The organism is Pseudoalteromonas sp. Bsw20308 (assembly GCF_000310105.2).
Classification (GTDB): domain Bacteria; phylum Pseudomonadota; class Gammaproteobacteria; order Enterobacterales; family Alteromonadaceae; genus Pseudoalteromonas; species Pseudoalteromonas fuliginea.
Map to the genome: position 1 here is coordinate 1,885,221 of NZ_CP013138.1, position 19,811 is coordinate 1,905,031.

Below are 19,811 nucleotides of genomic sequence, written 5' to 3' on the forward strand. Positions count from 1 at the left end.
GGCGAGTATCATACCATTTAAGTATTTTTAAATGCAGGTTTGTAGGTCATTAATTATGAGTATTATTCTTATTTATTGCGTTGGGTTACTTAGATTTATTCCTTCGCTCATGTATAAATCATCGTATTTGAGCCCACCATTACCATAAGGTTTTTTAATTGGGCCCGTATTACAGTTTGCTAAAAAGTATATAAGAGGTTGTTCGCGCTTCATTCTAAATTGTGCATTTTTATACACCAGTGTTTGCTTGCTAAATTCACCACCTTTTACGTAAACATCATATTGCTGACCTTGCTCTGAGGCTGCTGCGTTATTAACAACATACCATACGTCGTACCAGGTATTTTTTTGCAGTGGCTTGGCCGATTGTTTGGTAGTGTAGTTTTGAATGTTGCTATACCCGCTGTCGGTTTTAACCATTAATGCGCCATCGTTTACAAGCCCGTTTGATTCTGTTTTATCGGTTACGCGAAGTGTAGGCTCAAACGCATCGTACGCATGTTTATTAATTAGCTCTGGCGTAAGGTTGCTTAATCCAAAAGCATGGTTATTAGGAAAAGCAGCCACGTTTATACGCATATAAAATGTGTAGGTGTCACCAACTTCAACCGCTTGTGGAAGTTTTGTATAAGAAAGCGCTTTACGATTTCCTAAAATGCCTTCAGCCGCAGGCTTTTTTAGTAAATAATGATTAACAGATGCGATTGCTTGTTCTGGTTGTATAATTGTTATTTGTGGATTTTTAACTTGTGGTTTGGTTTCATTTTGAGTATCAACACTTTGCCACTTGCTAAGTGAATGTTCAAAGTTATCAATAAGCAGCCAATCGCTCGATGTGTTTTTTTGAATGGTTGAACATGCTGATAGGGTGCTGAATAAGCAAAGAAATAAAATGTGTTTAGAAGACATAATTGGCTCTCGTAATATTAATGATATTTGGTTAACCAATTTTAATTTCGGCTATGGTTTTTATTAAAAGTCATATAACCAATTTAACTTTTTTATGTCAATCACTAAAACATTAGTTATGGTTTGATTGAGCTTGAAAAATGTAATATTGTCATTGTATTCAATCAGCTCAGCAAATTTTAGCTGAGTTGAAATTAATTAAATTATTAGGACGTTTTATGTATACGGGTTCGTGTTTGTGCGGTGAAGTAAGTGTTGAAGTATTGGGTAGTATAACCAGCATTATTCATTGCCATTGTTCACTATGTAGAAAAAATAGCGGGACTGCATTTGCAACTAATGGCTTTGTAAATACAGATGACTTCACAATAACGAAAGGGCAAGAACGACTCAGTGAATATAGTTTTAAAGCAGGGCGTACGCGCTATTTTTGTAAATGTTGTGGCTCTCCTGTTTATAGTAGTAATGCAGATGACAAAAGCAGAATACGAATTCGTCTAGGTATATTTGATAGCGATATTACTGAACAAGTATTGTCGCATAACTTTGTTACATCTAAGGCTAACTGGGAGCTGTTAGAAACAAGCTTACCGTGCTATGAAAAACATGAACCTGGGCGGTAGGACGTTTTATTCAATGTGGTAAATGCTGTTAATACTTTTATAAAGGTCTGGCGCAAAATTTATAAACAAAGGTGAGTTTTGTATTTCATCAACGTTAATATGCATCAACGTATGTTGGCACAATATCAATACTATATTTTTATATTCATTAAACTCTATTAGCGCCAAGCATTTAAAATGTTGCCTTATCAGTACCAAAAGGGCTTGTAATTCTTGACCTGTTTGCGGGTTTAAATTAACGATTACTTGAGTATTTGGCTCACTACAGCGATTTATGTTTTGCCAAAAGCTGTCATTGGTTAAAAAAGGCTGATGATGTTCACCACTAAAAATATCAATAGTAATTACGTTAAAGTTAGCTGTGCATTTTGAAATATACTGCTCAGCGCATTGTAAGTGGATATTGTGGTTACTTGGTAGGTTAAATAATTGCGTTGCAATAGAGGCTATATTTGGATTTATTTCGATTGTACTAAATGTATTAATGATATTTATGTAAGGCGTATGGTTTTGCAGGTGATACATGATTCGCTCAAACCCTGCGGTTCCTAAGCCTAAATTTAATATGTTTAGTGTATTTACAGGTTTAAGTAAAAAGAGCAACATGCATTGATTTACAGGGACGATTACTTGTTCTGGATGCACAAGGCACATAACACCTTGAATAGTAATATCTTCATCTTTTTTTTGTGCAAGTGTTAGCCAACGATACTGTTGATTTTGAAATACAGTTATAGGGCCAAAATCAGTTTGTTCTGATTTGATTTGGTTTGCTTCAATGGTATCGTTTTTTAGCTGACGCATAACTTAAACTTTTTTATAAACACGTTCATAGTGTGCCACGAAAAATAAATTTTTAAATAGATTATTTTGCAGAACACATGTAATTTTACTTATTACTATAATAGTGTATTGGCAATTAACTGCTTAAGTATTATTCAAGGATTGAAAATGGGATTAATTTTAGGGCCAGCTGTTTTAGTATGGTTTGCAGTATTTATTTATTCTTTACAATTAGGATATGCGCTTATTTATAAAAATATGAGTGTATTAACGACAGTATCTACTTTTTTAATTAGTATTATTGGTATGCTGGCTTTTATTACGTATGGATATAGGCAGTTTGTAAACAATACCTCTGTTTGGGCATTTGAGATCCCAAGTTACTTTTTATTTAACAAAATTGCTTTTATAGGTGTATTAAGTGGTTTTTTACTTAACTACTATATTAATCCTGCAAATAATTCTGATTTTTTGAGCTGTTTAGCATTTGTATTAATATTTATGTTTTCTGTTGGTGTGCTTGCAAGCTTAGGAGGACATAAGGCGTTTTTAAAAGAATTTGGTATTAAAACCACTCATTAAAGTATACATAATCAGTTTTGGCCCAGTATCTATTGGAATTAAATAGCTTTTACTATCCGCGTAACCTCTTGTAAATGCGCTTTAGCGTGCTCCTTTCTACATCTACCTCAAATGTATTGCCATAAAATCTTAGTTAAGTAATGGTTACACTATAATAATTAGGAGCTACTAAATGCTTAAAACATCTTTGAAAATCACAACAACGTTACTTAAATTTACTGCAATTGCAGGCGCCTGCACACTTGCACTATCAGCACATGGGAAAACACAACTTCAATATACCGAACAGCAAAAACTACATGATATAGCAGCTAAAGTATCAGCCGAACGTATTGGTAGTGATATTCAAACGCTGGTGGATTTCGGTACTCGCCATACGCTTTCAGAAACTAAATCGGATACTCGAGGCATTGGTGCGGCTAGGCGCTGGATAAAAAAGAATTTGAAAAAATATCCGCACAGTGTGGCGGTTGCCTAGAAATTATTGAAGTAAAGGACACTATATCGGGCGAAAAACGCATTCCTAATCCTGTTGAAGTGGTTAATATAGTGGCTATTCAGCGAGGGTCGAGCGAGCCTAATCGCATGGTGATGATGTCGGGTGACATAGATTCTCGTGTAAGTGATGTTATGGACTTTACGAGTGATTCACCTGGAGCAAATGATAACGCATCAGGCGTGGCAGGTGTAATAGAAGCTGCTCGTGTTTTAAGTAAATACAAATTTAATGGATCGGTAGTTTACGCGGCGCTTTCGGGCGAAGAGCAAGGTTTGTTTGGTGGGAAATATTAACGGCTTACGCGCAAAAGCATGACTGGCAAGTTCATGGCGTTTTAAACAACGATATGATTGGCAATATTACCGGTATTAATGGGGTAACCGATAATACAACTGCACGTATATTTTCAGAAGGTACCCGTGTTGTAGAAACAAAAGAGCAAGCTAATACTCGCCGCTTTAGAGGTGGTGAAGTTGATTCTGCGAGTCGTAATTTAGCGCGCTACATAGATACTATTGCGGATAGATACATTCCTAATTTAGATACAATGCTTGTATATCGATTAGATAGGTTTGGCCGTGGTGGGCATCATCGTCCATTTTATGATGCCGGTTTTGCCGCAGTACGTATTATGGAAACTAACGAGCATTACGATCGTCAGCATCAAGATTTACGCACTGAAAATGGGGTTGAGTATGGCGATACAATTGAAGGCGTTGATTTTGATTATACGGCTAAGTTAACCTCACTTAATGCGGTAACAATGGCATCAATGGCGTGGGCACCCGCACCGCCAAAAGAAGTTGAAATAAAGGGCGCTGTTACAGCTAATACCTCGTTTTCATGGCAACAAAGTAGTGATGAAAATATAGCGGGTTACAAAATTTATTGGCGCTATACCAGCGAGCCGCAATGGCAGTTTAGTAAATACGTTGGCAGGGTTTCAGAGTTCACACTTAAAAATGTAGTGATTGATAATTATTACTTTGGTGTAGCCTCTGTTAGTAAAGACGGTGTTGAGTCTCCAGTAGTTTTTCCGGGTGATGTAGGTTCGTTTGATCACAATATAAAATAGTAGTTTGGCTGAAAATTCAGCAAACAGAGCGCTTGAAGGTGTAAACGGCCATTTTATACTTGCACCTTATTTACTAAGCCCTTAGAGTGTAAAAAAAGAAGTAAAAGGTTATTAAAAATGCAGCAACAAGAAAAAAAACCGTTAACAGCACAAGAGCAAGCTTTAGCTGAGCAACAACGTGTTGCATGGCAGCGTGAATGTTTTCAGGCAGCGCAAAAGCACTTAGCTGAAAAGGGCATTATGCCAAAATCAGTAGTTGATAAAGATAGCCGATTTTTAGCGCCACTTTGCGCAATGTGGAAATTTAAAGCACAAAATGGTAAAACATATTGGGTGGTAACAGGGCGGTTACCTACAGATCATGCTGAGGTTAGTGCGGCTACAGATGCCCGCGATGCAATGCGTTACTTTTCTTTGCAGTGGCAATTAAAAGCGGATCAAATTATGAGTACAGGCGCCCGTGACAAAACGCAGGTAGATTTTGCTAACTTACTTATAAATAGAGCACATGGCTTGTACGAAATGTATGAAAATGAACCTCTGTGGGCAAATGAGGAAAAGTAACTACAGCTTGGGTTAAGTAAAAAAGTAGAGGGTGATGGTTTATTTATTGCCCTTTTCTTAATCTAATGGACAAGTGTGAAAGGCGTTGTATTAAACGCCGAAACAGAGCATTGCATACGTTGCCTAGGAATTCCCGCCTCCATAAACACATTTCCTTGCTGAATAAAGCCATTTCGCTTAAAACGTTCTACTTCATCTAGAATACAATTAATACTGACAGCTTCTATCCCCTGATTTGATGCTAAATCAATAATGAAATTAAGAAGCGATTTATATACATTGCGGTTTCGGTGTGCGGGTAGTACAGCTATTCGACCAATTAAGCCATCAGTACATAATCGGCCTGTAGCAACGGGGCAGTGAGTGTCGTCTGTAACAAGTACATGCAACGCAAATTTATCTAGGCTATCAAATTCTATACGTTTAGGTATGTGTAATTCATAAACAAAAACACGCTCACGAATTAGTTGAAGCATATCCTTACGTATAGCCCATTCTACTTTATCAACTTGATAGCCCATGGCAAACTCCTAGTTAAACCAAATTCCCTCATTAACGAGTGTAGTAAAGGTTTGAATAAATACTAGGCTAGGTTTTAAAAATTTTAACTGCGAGGCTTCAAACTCGATATCGTCAGTTAGTAGTTTCACAGCAGCTAAGTCAGTTAATAACACAGTGTAATTTTCGCCGTTTACACTTAACAAAATGTTTTCTTCAAGCAATTGATAAATAGCGCGTGTGCCACCTAAGCGTTCAAACACAATGGTGTTATTAGTTAATGCATTCGTTATTTTCTCAGCTGAAAATGGCTCTTCAGCAGGCGCTAAGTCCATTTCATGTTTAGGTTGGCTTAAGGTTGTTCCTAGCCATTGTTTGAATAACGTGTCGTTTTCAAGCAGTCCTTGCATTAATGTTTTAACTTTAGTGACTTCAATATTATTAAGCTCACCTTTAGATTCTCTGAGTGTGAGATTACCATCGGTGTAGCGTTTTTGACCGCTTTCGGTATCAATAATATGATCGGCGAAGCTCGACAATAAATCTTGTTGATTAGGGGCTCTAAAACCAACTGAGTAATTGAGTGCATTTTCTACAGCGTAACCTTCGTGAGGACACCCTGGTGGAATATATAAAATATCGCCGGGCTCTAATATGCAATCTATTACGGCTTCAAATGCTTCTACTTGCAGTAATTTTTTGTTTTGAGCAAACTGCTTAAGTGTCGGATCAGGCAGACCTACACGCCAATGACGTTTGCCTTCGCCTTGAATAATAAATACATCGTACTGATCTAAGTGTGGGCCAACACCACCATTAGGCGTTGAATAGCTGATCATTAAATCATCTATGCGCCAGTTTGGAATAAACCTAAATGGTTCTAGTAGTTGTGCAGCATCGCTATGCCAGTGATCAACTGCTTGCACGAGCAAAGTAGAGTGATCGTCTGTTAACTGCTCAAAGTCTTCAAATGGACCTTGGTGCGTTTGCCAATCATTTTTATGATTGGTGATAATGCGTGACTCTATGCTTTCTTCCATTGCGAGACCGGCAAGCTCATTAGCATCAAGTGGGTCTTGAAAATCAGTAAAACCTTGTTTGATTAAAAGCGGTTTTTTTTGCCAATAATGGCTTAAAAACTCTTGCTCAGACAAATTATTTATTTTTAATTGATACATACATTATGCCTACTAGTTAGTGCAATGGGGTAAAACAAAAAAAGCGAAAGGATGATCCTTTCGCTTTTTAAAAGAGCAATTTAGTTTTTAAACTAAATCATCAATAAACTCAACAGCACGACCAATGTAATTAGCAGGTGTTAGTTTTTTCATTTCTACTTTAGCGTGCTCTGGAAGGTCAAGACCATCGATAAAGTCAGCCATTATTTCTTGATTTACACGTTTACCGCGTGTTAAATCTTTAAGTCTTTCGTATGGCTTTTCAATGCCATATTTACGCATAACGGTTTGAATCGGCTCGGCTAGCAATTCCCAGTTTTGATCAAGCTCGTCAGCTAAACGTTGCTCGTTTACTTCAAGCTTGCTTACACCTTTAAGTGTTGATTGGTATGCAATAATCGCATAACCCATACCTACACCTAAGTTACGTAATACCGTTGAATCGGTAAGGTCACGCTGCCAGCGAGAAACTGGTAATTTTTGTGCAAGATGAGCAAAAATAGCGTTTGCTAAGCCTAAGTTACCTTCTGAGTTTTCAAAATCAATTGGGTTAACTTTATGCGGCATTGTTGATGAGCCAATTTCGCCAGCAATTGTTTTTTGCTTAAAGTGATTAAGGGCAATGTAGCCCCACATGTCACGATCAAAATCGAGCAATATAGTGTTAAAACGTGCAATTGCGTCAAACAACTCTGCAATATAGTCATGCGGTTCAATTTGTGTCGTAAATGGATTTAGTGTTAAACCTAAGCTTGATACAAACTTATCTGCGTGTGTATGCCAGTCGTAATCTGGGTATGCGCTAAGGTGAGCGTTGTAGTTACCAACAGCACCATTAACTTTACCTAACATTTCTACTTGTGCAATTTGGTCACGTTGACGTTTTAAACGCATGTATACGTTAGCAAACTCTTTACCCATAGTCGATGGTGTAGCAGGTTGTCCGTGCGTACGAGTCATCATTGGGATTGCTTTGTACTCAATCGCTTTTTCTTTAATTGCGCTTAAAAGTTCATCGCAATAAGGAAGTAAAACGTTTTTACGCGCTTCGCTTAGCATTAAACCATGAGATAGATTATTAATATCTTCTGAAGTACAAGCAAAGTGAATAAATTCGTTAATTGCGTGAAGCTCACTGTTATCGGCGACTTTTTCTTTTAGTAGGTATTCAACCGCTTTAACATCGTGATTTGTCGTGCGTTCAATGTCTTTAACGCGCTGTGCATCAGCTTCACTGAAGTTATCTACAATGGCGTTTAGAAGTGCATTAGCTTCTTCGCTAAATGCAGGCACTTCTTTAATATCGCTTGCTGCAGCTAACGCTTGCAACCAACGCACTTCAACAATTACGCGGTATTTGATTAAGCCAAATTCGCTGAAAATACTGCGCAGTTCAGTGGTTTTGCTGCCGTAGCGACCATCCACTGGAGAGATAGCCGTTAACGCTGAAAGCTCCATAATAACTCCTAAATTTTAGTTTGAACGATAGTTAAATTTTTGTTTTAGCAATGGCGAGTATTTTTCTTTTTGCAAAGAAAAAGTGACGGCGTTTACCGCCCATTTGTCGCCATAATACTGCACTTCTAATGCCGGCTAATAATAACGCACGGATTTTATTTTGAGTGAGCTGCTGTTTTAATAACTCGGGTTTACCATAAACCTGTATTCGGTGCCCAAGGGGGCTCAGCACCGACGAGTATATATCTGCTAAACCGGCAACAACGCTCTCGTCGGTAATAGCAAAGTGATCTAAACGACGATGAATATCATCAATTCGTTTACCTAATTCGTTTAAGCTTTTATCGTTTGCACTTAGCGCACGCTCAAGCTGCATTAAACCACCTACGTATTTTACTATTTCAACATCTTTTTGAGCGCCTGCGGTTAGCTGCGCCATTAATGTTTTATAGCCATCACGTAAGTTGTCAGTACCTTGGTAAACATCTTCTGGCGAAGCCGGTGATGTTTGAATAATGCTTGAAAGTAATACTTCTAAGTCGTGCTCATTATTACTGCCGTACTGGGCAATTTTTTGAACTTGCTTAGCTACTTGACACATGGCGGCAAGCGCCATGACTTGGTGTTCATTCATTACTTGATCACCGAATCAATAATACCACCGCCTAAACACACATCTTCTGCGTAAAATACGGCAGATTGACCAGGTGTCACTGCTTTTTGTGGCTCGTCGAACAATACGCGGGCCATGCCGTCTTCACCTACAAGTAGGGTACAGCTTAAGTCTTCTTGGCGGTAACGTGTTTTTACTGTGCAGCGAGTGGTACCTTTAGGACCAATGCGATCAACCCAATGCAATTGGTTTGCATTAAGACCATTACTGTATAGGCGAGGGTGATCTTTACCTTGGCCCACAATAAGTACGTTACGTTCTAAGTCTTTATCAACTACGTACCATGGTTCGCCAGAACCTTCTTTCATACCACCAATTAACAAGCCTTTGCGTTGTCCAAGTGTGTGGTACATTAAGCCTTCGTGCTCGCCTACGTTATTACCGTCAGTGTCTTCAATAACGCCAGGTTGTGCTGGTAAGAACTTTTGTAAAAAGTCTTTAAATTTACGCTCACCAATAAAGCAGATACCTGTGCTGTCTTTTTTATCGTGCGTGATTAGGTCTTGCTCTTCTGCTATGCGGCGTACTTCTGGTTTTTCGATATCGCCTACCGGAAATAACGTTTGGCCAATATGTTCATGGCTTAGGGTATATAAGAAGTAGCTTTGATCTTTATTGTTATCAAGTCCGCGACACATAACGTATTTGTCATCGCGAAGCTCACGGCGAACATAGTGACCCGTTGCAATAAAGTCAGCACCGAGTGCTTGAGCCGCAAATTCTAAAAAGGCTTTAAATTTAATTTCTTTATTACACATTATGTCTGGATTCGGTGTACGACCTGCTTTGTACTCTGCTAAAAAGTACTCAAATACGTTGTCCCAATACTCTGCTGCAAAGTTAACAGTGTGAAGCTCAATACCTAATTTATCACACACAGCTTGCGCATCTTTTAAATCATCAGCGGCGGCACAATATTCATCATTGTCGTCTTCTTCCCAGTTCTTCATAAACAGGCCTTCAACTTGGTAGCCCTGTTGTTGTAATAAATATGCAGATACAGAAGAATCAACACCGCCGGACATGCCAACAATGACTTTAATGTGACTATTTTCGCTCATGAATAATTTCGCTTATACAGATTGCTGTTAACTTGGAAAGGCCGCGATTATAGCATGTATTTTGTTTGTGCTTAAAGAGCGTAGGGCAGCAAAGACATAATTTGTCACTATTTTATTTGTATAACAAATAGCAAACTAGCCTTAAGAGCCGTTTGAGCGGACATAACTTCACGCATTAATTAGTGCCTGTTTACCTTTCGCGGTTGAATTTGAAACAGTAAATTGATTTTTAGGCAAGGTAACGCTTATGGTGTGTGGCTATTTCTTATAAATAAGCCATAACGTTGCATAAATACTAAACATTCGCGCCCTTTGGTTTGTCCGTGGGCAATCTACTCATTGTTAACGACGGATGTAGTATGTACGGTAACGATGGAGTAGATAACGCCTACTAGGCTAATACTTCGCGCGCTATTTAATTTCACTTATATAGAACAAATTTTAATCCTAAAGGTCAGCAGACACTAAGATTATTAGTTTTTATCATGCAAATATTGAATTTTATTAATAGTATTTTCTTTTAAAACTACTTGGGTAAATATACACTTAGGAAATAGTAAATAGTTGATATTGTTTAAATAGTATCAGTTTTAGGGACGTTACCTATATAGTCAACGGAATGAATATATGAATTATGCTTATCAAATAAATGAGATAAAATCACTCGTAGAGCATTACACTCTAAAGTCTAGTTTTTCACCAAATGATTTATCAGCAAATACAAATACTGAATTTAAGAAAGCCGCTTATCATCTTTTCTATGAACTTATAAAACTAAAAAGCCTTCGTATTTATCAAGAACCAAATCATATAACTGAGTTATTCGGCCTCATTAAGCAATCATCTTTTCAAGATCGTATTGAAAAAAAAGCATTGGCTCACGTTGAATATTGGTGGCTTGAATGGTATTTCGCGTTAGAAATGGATGAAAAGATAAATACTGAAAAAAATAATACGGCAATGAGTTATTTATCGCAAAGTACACAGCATCCAATGCGTAAACATGAACTTAGCCACTACGCTAAATTATTCGCAGCATTACCTATGCCAGTGTGTAATGTATGTGCAAGAACTGGCGATATTTTAAGAGTAAATCAACGCTTTGTAGACGTTTTTGGTTATACGGTCAAAGATGTCCCCAACCTAAATGTTTGGTGGCAAAAAGCTTACCCAGATATCAAGTATAGGGAGTTCGTTAAAACACTTTGGGACAATTCTTTGCAACTAGCCCTGAAAAATAACAACGACATTCCAGCTAATAACTACCGAGTGTCATGTAAAAATGGTTCTCAAGTAATGATGGAGGTATCAGGAATTGATATTGGGGAAGAATTTTTGGCTGTTTTTAAAGATGCTACTGAGCGTTTACAAGCAGAAGATATACTCAGAGATATGGCTTTTTTGGATGCGCTGACGAAAATAGCGAATAGACGTCGATTTGACGAAAAGTTAACACATGAGTTTGAGCGTGCGAAGGCGTACGAAGGTTCATTGTCATTAATCATCCTTGATATAGATCACTTTAAAGAATTTAATGATTTATACGGACACGTAGCGGGTGATACTTGTTTATATGATGTGGCTCAAAAAATAGCATCAACAGTGAGTCGCCCTGAGGATTTTGTTGCTCGCTATGGTGGGGAAGAGTTTATAGTTTTATTACCACAAACGGACAAGCAAGGTGCTTTGTTTATAGCTGAGCAGATACAAAAAGCGATAGAAAATTTAGCCATTGCGCATGAAGGTAGTTTTACCGGTTTTTTATCTGTAAGTATGGGTATAAATACAATAGATAAATGCACAGCTAGTGATGAGCTAAATTTTATAAAAGCAGCCGACAGCGCACTTTATTATGCAAAGAGACAAGGCCGCAATTGTATTGCTTTAAGTGCTAATTAAATAACCTGCATATTATTTTGTTTGGTATTTATGCTGCATTAGCGCCTATTTATCGGGGATAACCACGCACTACAGGCGCAGAGATACCTAAAAACTAAACATACGGCTGCAAACTTAACCTCGAGAGATAAACAGGCCTTAGGCTTAAAATAGTTTAAGCCTAATTGTATATAGTTTCGAGACTTAATATTGGCCGATTTAGACTATCATCAATACACTTTAAAACTAGGGGACTTCTGAGCGGTAGTGATTTTATTTGCTCGTAGGTGTGCCAATTTGCGCTAATAATGTTGCTATCTAGCGGTTTTAGGACTGGTATATTCGGAGGTGCTTCAAATAAGAAGCAGAACCGTAAATAGTGCACTGCGTTATCGGCATGCAAATTATACACACCTAAAAAGCCAATAGGCTCAAGCGCTAAGCCTGTTTCTTCAAGTAACTCTCTGCTTGCAGCTTGTGCAAGTGTCTCATTTTTCTCTAAATGACCCGCAGGTTGGTTGTAACAAATTTGCTTTGTAAATTTATCGCGCTCTTTTACAAGTAAAAACTCATTTTGCTTTTTTACTATTGCTGCAACCGTAACATGCGGTTTATGCATCAACTATGCCCTTAATTACTTTATATTCACCACAATTAATATCATCCAACGTATAGTTACCAATGCTATAGCGAATGAGGCGAAGAGTAGGGTGGCCAATATGCGCCGTCATGCGGCGGACTTGTCTGTTTTTACCTTCGTTAATGGTAATGCTTAGCCAAGTAGTGGGGATTGCTTTTCGTTCACGTACAGGCGGATTTCGCGCCCAAATTGTTGGTTCATCAATTATTTTAACGTTAGCGGGGAGTGTAAGTCCGTCTTTAAGTTCTACGCCATTACATAAATCATTAATTGATTCACTCGTTGGTTCACCCTCAACTTGTGCCCAGTAGGTTTTATTCGTTTTTTTATCAGGAGCAGTCAAGGTGTTTTGTAATTTTCCACAGTTTGTTAAAAGCAATAAACCTTCACTGTCTCTGTCTAACCTTCCTGCGGCGTATACTTCTTTAATCGGGATAAATTCTGCAAGCGTTTTTCTGTCTGCGTCATCTGTAAATTGGCATAGCACATCAAATGGTTTATTGAATAACACAATTTTTCTGTCTTTAGATGCTATTTGCGGCTTTATTTCTCTTTTACCAGATGGCGTTTTATTAAGTGCACTGCGAGAATAAGTACGCCCAGTACTTCTTTTAGGCTTGGCTTGTGTTGTTTGATTATTGCCTGATTTAGCTCTCATTATATGCACCTAGCTGGTTTTGGTAATCCAGCAATTTTTGTTGCTTGTTTAGCTGGGCCTTTAGGAAATAATTTATATAAATAAAGGCTATTACCTTTGTCCTCACCGAGTGCTTTAGCCATTGCTTTTACAAGCATTCTAATTGCTGGGCTGGTGTTATATTCAATGTAAAAATCACGAACAAAATTGATGACTTCCCAGTGTTGCTCACTAAGTGTGATGTTTTCTTGAGTAGCAATTACAGGCGCCAGCTCCTTTGACCATAAAGTATGGTCGAGCAAGTAGCCTTGTTTGTCGGTTTCAATCTGTTGGTTGTTAAATTCAAGCATGAGTTACCACGTAATTGATTGGTTAGTTGATAAAGTGAGTGCCACAAAGTCTTCATAGCTAATTGCTTTATCGTTATCTGCTAATTTTATTGCACGTACTTGCGCGTCTTGTTCAAGTATTAACAGTGTATCTGCAAACTGCCTAAATTGTTTTTTTGCAAAGCAGGCATCACCAACCAGCAAAATGCTATCGGTTGGTAAAATTAAATTTTCTAATTGATTTGCACAGTAGTAGTTAAGCGGCTTTGAAAAAATATGTAACGTGCTCATAGATTCACCACATGCTGCTGGGCTTTAATTAATGTTTGTTGTTGGCTAAAGTTGAGTGCTTTTGCCTCTATGAGTAAATCATGTTTATTTAAACTATAATCAAGCAATGATTTTTCACACACGTAAATGTTTTCAATATCGTAAATTTCGAGTGTTTTAATATTTTTAAAAAAGTCTTTTAAGCCAATATCATTTGGTTGCTGATGCTTTTTTAAAGCTAAAACGGCGGGGCCGCTAAACAACCAACTTATATTTTGGTCAACAGCAGCAAATATCAATGTCATATCAAGTGCATCACGAATATTTAAATCGTCAAATGGGCTGCACTGACTCATTACTAATACGTTTATCATTTAAATTGCACCCATTTATCTGCGTCGCTTGCAAGCATTGCAAATTCAGCTAACCCTGCGACTTTAAATACACCTGTGTTTTTAATATCCAACCCGCGCTTTTGCGCGGCGGTAACACACAGCATTAAATTTAGTTTTTGATCAGCGAGTTGCTGCCAAAGTGCTGAAATTCGAAGTTCGTCTGAGGATAAATCAAAGTGTGTAGATGCATGATAAATACCTTGCTGGTATAAAAAAATAGCATCAATGGTATGCCCTTGGGCTAAACATGCATTCGCAAATTTAACTATGCGTTGCGTGGTATCGTGATCGGATGGTGGTGTATGTAATGAAAGAACAAAGCGTGCCAAAACAATTCCAATAAAAAAGCCCCAATAAAGGGGCTATTTTAACAGAACTATTTAATTAGTCATCACTTGCGCCAAGTAGAGCAAGCAAAGAGGTAAATAAGTTATATACGCTTAGGTATAAAGATACTGTTGCACGAATGTAGTTAGTTTCGCCACCGTTTATGATTCGGCTTGTATCAAATAAAATCAAACCAGACATAATCAGTACAACTGCTGCATTAATTACCATAAACATCAATGAACTGCCAATAAAGATATTAACGATGCTTGCTACAATTACAACGATTAAGCCAACAGTTAAAAAGCCACCCATAAATGAGAAATCTTTTTTAGTATTTAGTGCATAAGCAGACAAACCAAAAAAGATAAGCGCTGTAGAACCTAAGGCTTGCATAATAAGCATTGGGCCATTAGGTAATGCGGCATAATGGTTAAGCAATGGACCTAAGCCAGCCCCCATTAAACCTGTGAAAGCAAACACCCAAAATACACCAGATGCTGTATCTGCTTTTTTATTTACAACAAATAATAAACCGAACGAAACGAGTGTAAACACAATTCCCATAAAGTAAGGTAATTGTAGTGCCATTGAAATACCGGCTGTAACTGCGCTAAATGCAAGTGTCATAGCTAGTAAAAAGTAGGTGTTTTTAAGTACCTTGTTTGTTTCAATGGTAGACATTACCGGTTTCGCGGTATTGTACGATTGATTAAACGCCATTGTAGAGCTCCTTTAAGTGAAACGTGTGTGTTTCGATAATTTAACTAAAATTAGATTACCAACTCTTATATGTTTGGGCAAACCTTTGTAGATCAATAGAGTCAAATATTTAAATAAAAGTTCATTAGCGATTAAATTAAAAACACTTTGTCTTAACTTTAAACAAATTAATTGTTTTTTAAGCACTTAAACAATTAATTTAAAAAAAAGCTTCACAAAAGGGATGGGTTTCCCTATTATGCAGGCCGTGCGGAGAGATGGCAGAGTGGTCGAATGCACCGGTCTTGAAAACCGGCATGGGTTTATAGCCCATCTAGGGTTCAAATCCCTATCTCTCCACCACTTATTTAATAAGTGTGTGGTAATTAAAGTATCATTCATTTAAATAGTTATTAGTACACTCTTACTTTTAACTTAGCAGTATCGGAGAGATGGCAGAGTGGTCGAATGCACCGGTCTTGAAAACCGGCATGGGTTTATAGCCCATCTAGGGTTCAAATCCCTATCTCTCCACCATATAACAAAATAGCCCGCTAATTTAGCGGGCTTTTTTGTATCTATAGAAAACTAATACCAATCTGCTTATATATGGGGTCTATTTAACGTTAAGAAAATTACGCTAGAACTAGGCAAAAATTTTTATATCTAGTTGTTCTAAATAAAAAATTTTTAACGACGTTATAGTGCAATTTAATTCGTTAAATTGATCAAAGATTTATGCAGGTTGGTATAAAATTCATTATTGTTAAATAGAGTCTATATGGGCAGATTAGGGCCTTTTTATCTTTCGAGCTTGAATTTACAGTAGACTGTTTGGTTTTTGTTCAAGGCAGAACCTATGTTATGTGGTTATTTCCCCATAAATAGGCGATAACGCAGCTCAAATGCCAAGCGTGCGCTGCTCTTGGGTTTGCCTACATATAGGATGTAGGTAAGGGGCGTGAGCAGGACGCGGATGTTTTACTCAATTTTTACTTATTTTTACATGAATGTAAGCCTGTAGGATAACGCAGGAGCAGTTACCAAGCCGACTAGGTATAAAAATTCGCCTAGTTATAGCGCAATTTCTTTATCGTTAAATAGACTTCGTATATAAGCTAATTGGTATTACTTATCATTTTATATTTACTGAGAAAATGAAACCAGTAATTAGCGATGAATTTGTGGTATTTTATTAGCAAGCGAGTTTTTAAAGGTATGTAAAATATGACGTTGTGGCTTAAAGATGATTTAGCGTCAAGAAAGTTGGTTGTATACAGGGCAATTTTATTTTCGATAGTAACTCTATTTATTCTATTCGTATTCCAACCTTTTGGTACAACCAACGATACTGAACCTTATAAATTACTCCGCCTTTCAGGTTACGGCTTAGTCACGTTTTGCGCTTTATTGCTTTCGGGTTTTATTGAGATCTTTTTAATTCGGTTAAATCTTAGCAATAAATTTCGAATAATAGTGACCCCCAGCCTTTATATTTTAATTACTGCTTTGTTTAACCACGGATATTTTGTTGTTGCTATGTTAGGGGCTTGGCATTGGCAAAACCAAATACTCTTCATTGTATATACATTAGCAGTTGGGTTATTCCCGATTAGTTTCATATTTGTTGTCAATCGTCATGCAAAGCATATGGTCTTAACAACTGAAAAAATACCGGTTGTTAAGACTAAACAGCGTGCTTGTGAAGAGGTAGAAAAAAATAACGTCCCCCCACACCGTCTAATAACACTTATTGGCGATAATAAAGGTGACAAGCTAACAATTGCGCTATCGGATATATTGTTTATTAAGTCAGCCGATAATTACTGTGAGCTCGCAACGATAGAAAACGATGTTGTTTCTCATAAATTGCTGCGTATAACGTTAACTGGTTTATTAAAACAATTACCCCAAAATACATTTTTATATCGCTGTCATCGGTCTTATGCAGTTAATTTACAATTAGTCGCAGTAAGTAAAGGGAATGCCGGAGGATTACAGTTATCGATGAACTCATTTGATTTCACAATTCCAGTTTCGCGAACTTATGTTGATGTCATTAAACAAGCCTTGTTGTTAACCCCTGATGTTTGTTGATGACCCCAAAAACATGTAGTTAGCACCTAAAAATGAAATTTAGCCCTAATTGATCGATTTCATAATTAGTGATTGCCATGATTAAGTTGAATTTAAAATTGTAACTTAAGAAGGTACGTATGAAACATACAATTAAAGCACTGCTACTAATCACCACATTTATATTTTGTCATTACATGATGAAAGAGTTCTGGGGGGATAACTGGGTAAGTGTCCTATCTGACCTTGATCAACAATCAGCCCTTTTGTTATTTCCTGCTAAATACTTGTTTATTTATGGGCCATTGTTAGTTGTGGCAACATTATTATTTAAACATGAGAGTTGGTACAACGTTTTAGGTGTCGACATTGAAGGTTTTCAACGTTATTTACTCGCAGCGGTAGTCTGTTGCACACCTATGGTGATAGGTTACGCTTATTTGAGTAACGCGCTAAACTTTTCAATTACGGGGATAATTACAGGTTCAATATACGCGGGAGTTTTTGAAGAAATAATTTTTAGAGCTGCTTTGTTCGGCGTGTTATTTCGTTTTTGTCGTTGGGGGTTTATTCCCGCCGCATTAATTAGCTCAACGATATTTGGTTTGGGTCATATTTATCAAGGACATGATGCTATTTCAGCTGTGATGGCTGTTGCAATTACAACAATCGCAGGAACTTGGTTTGCGTGGTTATTTTGCGAATGTGGATACCGTATTTGGTTTCCATTATGGATGCATATATTTATGAATGCGGCTTATGGCATATTTAGCATGTCAGGTGGTGCAGCAGGGGATTTAAAAGGCAATTTGTTCAAGGCAACTGCAATAATTTTAAGCATACTCTACGTAAACTTACTTATCCGTCGTGGTAAACCGCGCCAAATAACACTCTCTACACTATTTAAAAAACGTCCAGGTTTTTCGTCTCAGCATTATAAATTAGCAACACAAAACACTTAAAGGAGATAATAATGTTTGAATTATTTTTAATTATAATGATTTTTTTGTCGCCTTTTTTACTTTTAGTGCTAATTAAAAATTACTTTACCTATAAAACGACCGCTAAAGAAAAGTCACTTTTATTACAAGATAAAAATCAGAAAAATACGATTATTATGCTGCAAAGAAAGTTAGACGTTTTAGTTGAAAGAGTCATAGTGCTTGAAGAGTTGGCGATAAATAAAAATATCGATTTATCACAAAAAATAGCTCAGTTGTAACTACTGAGCTATTTGTTATTTCTTTTAAAAACTGGGCTTTTATTACTTTATTAAATTACCTAGCTTTTATGTTGTATGTTTTATCATCATAAGTTACGACCATAGTCTCTATTTCTAAGCTTTAGATCTTGGTGCATGCTTAATACATTAAATTTTATACGCTGTATTAAGGATTATTAGATGAAACATCAACTTGCAAAAAGCGTCGCGCTTTCATTATTGTCCCCGGTGATTGTTGGCAGTTTATTAGGTTTGTATTATGCACTAGCGTTGCAGGGTGATTTTCTATCAGTGTTCTTTCAACTATTGATGACAGCCATATCAAATGCACATATTGTAGGTTTAACAATGGCGGCTTTTGTTGTGCCGGGTTATTTACTCATGTTTAAGTATTCAAAAGTTAATTATTCAGGTGTTTTAACACTTGGGTTATTAGGTGGGGCTATTTTTAGTTATCTATTAAGTGCTTCAACAGGCGAGATATTTTTAATTAATAGTGTGATGTCTGGATTCGCCGCAGGACTATTTTTATTTGGCCTTCGTAATTGTGCAAAAAAATAATCGCAGAATTATTGACCAAGCGCGCTGATAAACAGCGCAATTTCCTTTTTTTTACCCTTTAAAGGTTCCAATTTTTAACGACAAAGAGTACCTTTAGCTACTGTCTGTTTAATAAGAAGTAGTTTGGTATGCAAAAGTACGATTTTTACCAGTCATTAGTTAAGCAAACTGAATCACTAATAGCTGGTGAATCTAATGTAATTGCCAATTTGGCAAATATAAGCGCGTTATTATTTACCTCTTTAGAAGATGTGAATTGGGCGGGTTTTTACTTTATGGATTCTCCTACTGAATTAGTACTAGGCCCGTTTCAAGGTAATCCTGCATGCATTCGTATTCCAGTAGGAAAAGGAGTATGTGGAACTGCTGCGGCAACCGCAGAAACACAATTAGTTGAAGATGTTCACGCTTTTGACGGTCATATTGCCTGTGATGCGGCGTCAAATTCTGAGATTGTTGTACCTATCTTGAAAAATGGTAAAGTATTTGCTGTTCTTGATATCGATAGTCCAAGTGTTGGTCGATTTGATACTGACGATAAAGCCGGACTTGAAGCGCTAGTGAAATGCTTAGAGGCGAGCCTGTAATGAAAGATTTGCTAAATGTTCAAGACTACCTGTTTGCTGTGCAAGATGTTGGCGACTGGGAAGGCGAAGAAGAACATGTAGCGGAAACGCTCAATGATTTGATTCATATTGCCTGGGATCGTCTTCCGGACGATTCTGAATGTGAATTTATTGATGAAACGATTAATGGTATTTGGGAACACCTTCGAGGCGATATGGCTGTAATAGAAGCCGACTTTGAAGAGCTGGTCGACTGGGTAACACACTACGTCGATTCGTCCCTTGATGAAAAGATGTGAAAAATA

Annotated in this window: 24 protein-coding genes, 2 tRNA genes and 1 pseudogene; 13 read left to right on the forward strand and 14 right to left on the reverse strand. The window is 37.3% G+C overall.

The window, feature by feature from the left end; genetic code table 11:
• Nucleotides 1-72: 72 nt before the first annotated feature.
• Complete coding sequence (locus D172_RS08060) at nt 73-909, reverse strand: hypothetical protein (RefSeq protein ID WP_007375698.1); 837 nt, start codon at nt 907-909, stop codon at nt 73-75.
• A gap of 218 nt (nt 910-1,127) precedes the next feature.
• Between D172_RS08060 and D172_RS08065 the strand changes: the two genes are divergently transcribed.
• Nucleotides 1,128-1,532: a GFA family protein gene (locus D172_RS08065; RefSeq protein ID WP_007375699.1), complete on the forward strand. Its 405-nt coding sequence runs from the start codon at nt 1,128-1,130 to the stop codon at nt 1,530-1,532.
• Between the two features lie 6 nt (nt 1,533-1,538).
• Here D172_RS08065 and D172_RS08070 read toward each other — a convergent pair whose 3' ends face one another.
• The gene (locus tag D172_RS08070) at nt 1,539-2,336 is read right to left on the reverse strand and encodes a hypothetical protein (protein ID WP_007375700.1); all 798 of its coding nucleotides are present in this window, start codon (nt 2,334-2,336) and stop codon (nt 1,539-1,541) included.
• Between the two features lie 147 nt (nt 2,337-2,483).
• Between D172_RS08070 and D172_RS08075 the strand changes: the two genes are divergently transcribed.
• The 3 genes and pseudogenes from D172_RS08075 (at nt 2,484) to D172_RS08085 (ending at nt 5,035) form a co-directional block, all read left to right on the forward strand.
• Nucleotides 2,484-2,897, forward strand: coding sequence for a hypothetical protein (locus D172_RS08075; protein ID WP_007375701.1), 414 nt, complete (start codon nt 2,484-2,486; stop codon nt 2,895-2,897).
• Nucleotides 2,898-3,069: 172 nt separating this feature from the next.
• Nucleotides 3,070-4,471, forward strand: a pseudogene (locus D172_RS08080) (M28 family peptidase).
• A 117-nt stretch (nt 4,472-4,588) separates the two neighbouring features.
• A complete protein-coding gene (locus D172_RS08085) occupies nt 4,589-5,035 on the forward strand; it encodes a DUF4826 family protein (protein ID WP_007375703.1) in 447 nt (148 codons plus the stop codon).
• A 62-nt stretch (nt 5,036-5,097) separates the two neighbouring features.
• Here D172_RS08085 and D172_RS08090 read toward each other — a convergent pair whose 3' ends face one another.
• The 5 genes from D172_RS08090 to mnmA form a co-directional block, all read right to left on the reverse strand.
• On the reverse strand, nt 5,098-5,556 hold the full coding sequence (locus D172_RS08090; RefSeq protein ID WP_007375704.1) for a GNAT family N-acetyltransferase: 459 nt from the start codon (nt 5,554-5,556) through the stop codon (nt 5,098-5,100).
• Nucleotides 5,557-5,565: 9 nt separating this feature from the next.
• Nucleotides 5,566-6,711 carry a cupin domain-containing protein gene (locus D172_RS08095; RefSeq protein WP_007375705.1) on the reverse strand — a complete coding sequence of 382 codons (1,146 nt, stop codon included), beginning with the start codon at nt 6,709-6,711 and terminating at the stop codon, nt 5,566-5,568.
• A gap of 87 nt (nt 6,712-6,798) precedes the next feature.
• Entirely contained in the window at nt 6,799-8,169 is a 1,371-nt protein-coding gene (gene purB / locus D172_RS08100; RefSeq protein ID WP_007375706.1) for an adenylosuccinate lyase, read from the reverse strand.
• A gap of 31 nt (nt 8,170-8,200) precedes the next feature.
• Nucleotides 8,201-8,803: a high frequency lysogenization protein HflD gene (hflD, locus tag D172_RS08105; RefSeq protein ID WP_007375707.1), complete on the reverse strand. Its 603-nt coding sequence runs from the start codon at nt 8,801-8,803 to the stop codon at nt 8,201-8,203.
• Nucleotides 8,803-9,903, reverse strand: a complete 1,101-nt coding sequence (gene mnmA, locus D172_RS08110; RefSeq protein ID WP_007375708.1) for a tRNA 2-thiouridine(34) synthase MnmA — start codon at nt 9,901-9,903, stop codon at nt 8,803-8,805. The genes hflD and mnmA overlap by 1 nt, the downstream gene beginning before the upstream one ends.
• 627 nt (nt 9,904-10,530) lie before the next feature.
• Here mnmA and D172_RS08115 point away from each other — a divergent pair.
• Nucleotides 10,531-11,802: a sensor domain-containing diguanylate cyclase gene (locus tag D172_RS08115; protein ID WP_007375709.1), complete on the forward strand. Its 1,272-nt coding sequence runs from the start codon at nt 10,531-10,533 to the stop codon at nt 11,800-11,802.
• A gap of 160 nt (nt 11,803-11,962) precedes the next feature.
• Here the strand turns inward: D172_RS08115 and D172_RS08120 are convergent, their stop codons facing one another.
• From D172_RS08120 to D172_RS08150, 7 genes are read right to left on the reverse strand one after another with little or no spacing between them, the layout of a single operon-like run.
• On the reverse strand, nt 11,963-12,400 hold the full coding sequence (locus D172_RS08120; protein ID WP_007375710.1) for an NUDIX hydrolase: 438 nt from the start codon (nt 12,398-12,400) through the stop codon (nt 11,963-11,965).
• Nucleotides 12,393-13,079, reverse strand: coding sequence for a pseudouridine synthase (locus D172_RS08125; protein WP_007375711.1), 687 nt, complete (start codon nt 13,077-13,079; stop codon nt 12,393-12,395). The genes D172_RS08120 and D172_RS08125 overlap by 8 nt, the downstream gene beginning before the upstream one ends.
• Nucleotides 13,079-13,408 carry a TusE/DsrC/DsvC family sulfur relay protein gene (locus D172_RS08130; RefSeq protein WP_007375712.1) on the reverse strand — a complete coding sequence of 110 codons (330 nt, stop codon included), beginning with the start codon at nt 13,406-13,408 and terminating at the stop codon, nt 13,079-13,081. Before D172_RS08130 ends, D172_RS08125 begins: the two co-directional genes overlap by 1 nt.
• Before the next feature lie 3 nt (nt 13,409-13,411).
• Nucleotides 13,412-13,678 carry a DsrH/TusB family sulfur metabolism protein gene (locus D172_RS08135; RefSeq protein WP_007375713.1) on the reverse strand — a complete coding sequence of 89 codons (267 nt, stop codon included), beginning with the start codon at nt 13,676-13,678 and terminating at the stop codon, nt 13,412-13,414.
• Nucleotides 13,675-14,031 (reverse strand): DsrE family protein, encoded by a 357-nt coding sequence (locus D172_RS08140; protein WP_007375714.1) that lies wholly within the window; start codon nt 14,029-14,031, stop codon nt 13,675-13,677. Before D172_RS08140 ends, D172_RS08135 begins: the two co-directional genes overlap by 4 nt.
• Nucleotides 14,028-14,381 carry a sulfurtransferase complex subunit TusD gene (gene tusD / locus D172_RS08145; RefSeq protein WP_007375715.1) on the reverse strand — a complete coding sequence of 118 codons (354 nt, stop codon included), beginning with the start codon at nt 14,379-14,381 and terminating at the stop codon, nt 14,028-14,030. Before tusD ends, D172_RS08140 begins: the two co-directional genes overlap by 4 nt.
• Before the next feature lie 55 nt (nt 14,382-14,436).
• Nucleotides 14,437-15,102, reverse strand: a complete 666-nt coding sequence (locus D172_RS08150) for a Bax inhibitor-1/YccA family protein (RefSeq protein WP_007375716.1) — start codon at nt 15,100-15,102, stop codon at nt 14,437-14,439.
• Between the two features lie 251 nt (nt 15,103-15,353).
• On the opposite strand from D172_RS08150, the gene D172_RS08155 reads away from it, so the two are divergent.
• The 8 genes from D172_RS08155 (at nt 15,354) to D172_RS08190 (ending at nt 19,805) form a co-directional block, all read left to right on the forward strand.
• A tRNA-Ser gene (locus D172_RS08155) sits at nt 15,354-15,444 on the forward strand.
• Nucleotides 15,445-15,527: 83 nt separating this feature from the next.
• Nucleotides 15,528-15,618 (forward strand) — tRNA-Ser (locus tag D172_RS08160).
• Between the two features lie 690 nt (nt 15,619-16,308).
• Nucleotides 16,309-17,178: a LytTR family DNA-binding domain-containing protein gene (locus D172_RS08165; protein WP_007375717.1), complete on the forward strand. Its 870-nt coding sequence runs from the start codon at nt 16,309-16,311 to the stop codon at nt 17,176-17,178.
• 119 nt (nt 17,179-17,297) lie between these two features.
• Nucleotides 17,298-18,119, forward strand: coding sequence for a CPBP family intramembrane glutamic endopeptidase (locus D172_RS08170; protein ID WP_007375718.1), 822 nt, complete (start codon nt 17,298-17,300; stop codon nt 18,117-18,119).
• 11 nt (nt 18,120-18,130) lie between these two features.
• Nucleotides 18,131-18,379: a hypothetical protein gene (locus D172_RS08175; RefSeq protein ID WP_007375719.1), complete on the forward strand. Its 249-nt coding sequence runs from the start codon at nt 18,131-18,133 to the stop codon at nt 18,377-18,379.
• A gap of 180 nt (nt 18,380-18,559) precedes the next feature.
• Entirely contained in the window at nt 18,560-18,940 is a 381-nt protein-coding gene (locus D172_RS08180) for a hypothetical protein (protein WP_007375720.1), read from the forward strand.
• 128 nt (nt 18,941-19,068) lie between these two features.
• Nucleotides 19,069-19,527, forward strand: a complete 459-nt coding sequence (locus D172_RS08185; RefSeq protein WP_007375721.1) for a GAF domain-containing protein — start codon at nt 19,069-19,071, stop codon at nt 19,525-19,527.
• Nucleotides 19,527-19,805 carry a hypothetical protein gene (locus D172_RS08190; RefSeq protein ID WP_002961910.1) on the forward strand — a complete coding sequence of 93 codons (279 nt, stop codon included), beginning with the start codon at nt 19,527-19,529 and terminating at the stop codon, nt 19,803-19,805. The genes D172_RS08185 and D172_RS08190 overlap by 1 nt, the downstream gene beginning before the upstream one ends.
• Nucleotides 19,806-19,811: the final 6 nt, after the last annotated feature.